At 68.6% G+C, this 2710-nt stretch carries 3 protein-coding genes; 2 read left to right on the forward strand and 1 reads right to left on the reverse strand.

What is annotated here, in order from left to right; translation table 11 throughout:
- Positions 1 to 100 precede the first annotated feature (100 nt).
- Positions 101 to 868, reverse strand: coding sequence for an MlaA family lipoprotein (locus HUK84_RS14405; RefSeq protein ID WP_246285699.1), 768 nt, complete (start codon positions 866 to 868; stop codon positions 101 to 103).
- Between the two features lie 365 nt (positions 869 to 1233).
- Between HUK84_RS14405 and HUK84_RS14410 the strand changes: the two genes are divergently transcribed.
- Together HUK84_RS14410 and HUK84_RS14415 are read left to right on the forward strand one after the other, a co-directional pair.
- Positions 1234 to 2427: an aldose epimerase family protein gene (locus HUK84_RS14410; protein WP_176640904.1), complete on the forward strand. Its 1194-nt coding sequence runs from the start codon at positions 1234 to 1236 to the stop codon at positions 2425 to 2427.
- A partial coding sequence (locus HUK84_RS14415) for an MOSC N-terminal beta barrel domain-containing protein (RefSeq protein WP_176640905.1) occupies positions 2424 to 2710 on the forward strand: 287 nt, incomplete at its 3' end. The genes HUK84_RS14410 and HUK84_RS14415, both read left to right, overlap by 4 nt.

Raw genomic sequence — 2710 nt, forward strand, 5'->3', positions numbered from 1 at the left:
CGGCCCGGGCCGGGCGCAGAACCGGCAGCGCCGCCGTCCCGAGGGCGAGACCCAGCGCATGACGACGGGAAAGGACTGTCTTCATCTCTGTGCCCCTTGCTCAGTTGTACCAATCGGGCACGGTCGCCCGGTGATCGTTGCGGATCGCCTCGGCCTGCGCCTTGCGCTGCTGCTGATAGGCGCTGCGGATCGTAGCGTACGGGTCCAGCGCATCCCGCTGCAACTGGTCCAGCTCGTCCAGGTGGTCGGCGCGTCCGTTGATCGTGCCGACGATGTTGTAGGCCCAGTTGAAAGTCAGCAGCCCATAGCCGCGCGGCACGTAGTTCAGCGGCTGCAGCCCGATATCGATTCCAGAGCCCGCGGCGTCGCGGAACGAGGACGGGCCCATCATGGGCAGGAACAGGTACGGGCCGGACGGCACGCCCCAGGTCGCCAGCGTCAGCCCCGCGTCGTTGTCGTGATGCGGATAGCCCGCATATTTCGCCACGTCGAACAGGCCGCCGACGCCGGCGACCATGTTGATGCACCAGCGCACGAAGGCGTCGCCGGCGCGGCGGGGCTTGCCGGCGCCGACATCGTTGAAGAACACCACCGGCTCGCCCATCGTCTGGACCAGCCCGCCCAGCGATTGCCGGACGCGATAGGGCAGGGCCCAGACCCACGCCTTGGCGACCGGGCGCAGCGTGTATTTGTCCAGCGTCATGCTGATCCCGTACATCTTGCGGTTCAGCGGCTCATAGGGGTCGTTCGCCTCGCGATACTCGGCCAGGGCCTCGGGGTCCTTGGGCGGCGGCGCGGCGCATCCCGCCAGCGCCAGCGCCAGCATGCCCGCACCGGCGGCAACGGAGGCGATGCGCGGGTGGAGCATACGGGTGGATGACCGGGACGGTAGAGGCTTCGATCCTGTCATTGCACGCATACTCGTTCCTGTTCCTGGCCTGTTTCCAGGCCTGTTCCCCGGTCCGCGTCGACTCGCGGGACGGCCGGGGCCTGTTGTCGGTCCGCGTCCCGGAACACGGCGCGTCCCGGGCATCATGGAATGAAGCGGACCGGACCATGTCCTTCCGCGAGGAAACTCTCTAGCATGGCCCGGCGGTTGCGCAATCCGTCATGGGCGTCATCCTTCCGCGCCTGGCGGACCGGACAACGCTGCCGGGCCGGATTTCGGGCTTGCCGGATCGTCGAAGACTGGTCCAGTGTGACACAAAATCCACAACAGATGAATGGGATACGATGTTCAAGCTCACCAAGGCACGTTCGGTTTCCGCGCTGCTGCTGGCAGCCTCCACCGTGGGCGGCGCGCTCGCCGCCCGGCCGGCCGCCGCCGCCGTCACGCTGGACCGGGCGAAATTCGGCACGATGGCCGACGGCACGCCGATCGAAATCCTGACCCTGCGCAACGCGCATAACGTGTCGGTGCGCTTCATCACCTATGGCGGCATCATCACCGCGATCGACACGCCCGACCGGACCGGCCATGTCGACGACATCGTCCTCGGCTTTCCGGACCTGCAGGGCTACACGGTCGACAGCGCGCAGGGCGGCCTGTTCTTCGGCGCCATGATCGGCCGGTACGCCAACCGGATCGCCAAGGGGACCTTCACGCTGGGCGGCAAGACGTATCACGTTCCCGTGACCGCGCCGCCGAACGCGCTGCATGGCGGCACCAGGGGCTTCGACAAATATGTCTGGACGGTGGACGGCACCGCGGCGGGCGCGCATGCGGCCAGCGCCACCCTGTCGATGACCAGCCCGGACGGCGACCAGGGCTTCCCCGGCACGCTGAAGGTCAGCGTGACCTACACGCTGGACGACCATGACCAGCTCACCCTGCACTACAAGGCGACGACCGACCAGCCGACGGTGCTCAACCTGACCAACCACAGCTATTTCAATCTGGGCGGCGAGGGATCGGGCTCGATCGAGAACGAGGTGCTGCAGATCGACGCCGCGCGCTACACGCCGACCGATCCGACCGCGATCCCGACCGGCGAACTGGCGTCGGTGGCCGGCACGCCGTTGGATTTCCGCAAGCCGATGCGCATCGGCGAGCATCTGCGCGACGATTATCCGCAATTGATGTTCGCGCGCGGCTACGACCACAACTGGGTCGTCGACGGCCAGGCGGGCGCGGCTCCCCGCCCGGCGGCGCGGATCGTGGATCCCCGGACCGGCCGCACGATGGAGGTGCTGACCAGCCAGCCGGGGCTGCAGGTCTACACCTCGAACTCGCTGACCGGCGCCTATGCCGGCGTATCGCACCGCGCCTATCGCCAGACCGACGCGATCGCGTTCGAGGCCGAGCATTATCCCGATTCGCCCAACCACCCCTCCTTCCCGACCACGACGCTGAACCCGGGCGAGACGTTCGACTACACGACGATCTTCCGCTTCGGCGTGCAGCCGGCAGCGCCGCACGGGAAATGACGGGCGCGGGGACGGATGCGGGGCTCTCGGTCGCGTCCCTGCATGTCTACCCGGTCAAGTCGCTGGGGGGCATCGCCGTGGCGGATGGGTGGCTGGGCCCCTGCGGGCTGCAGGACGACCGGCGCTGGGTGGTGACCGACCCGGACGGGACGTTCCTGACCCAGCGCCAGATCCCGTCCATGGCGCTGGTGTCGGTGGCGTGGTCCCCCCGTCCGGCGCCGGACGGGGCGGGCGGGCTGGTCCTGTCCCGCCCCGGCCAGGGCACGCTGGCCGTTCCCGTTCC

The sequence above is a fragment of the Nguyenibacter vanlangensis genome (assembly GCF_013376155.1).
Lineage (GTDB): Bacteria > Pseudomonadota > Alphaproteobacteria > Acetobacterales > Acetobacteraceae > Gluconacetobacter > Gluconacetobacter vanlangensis.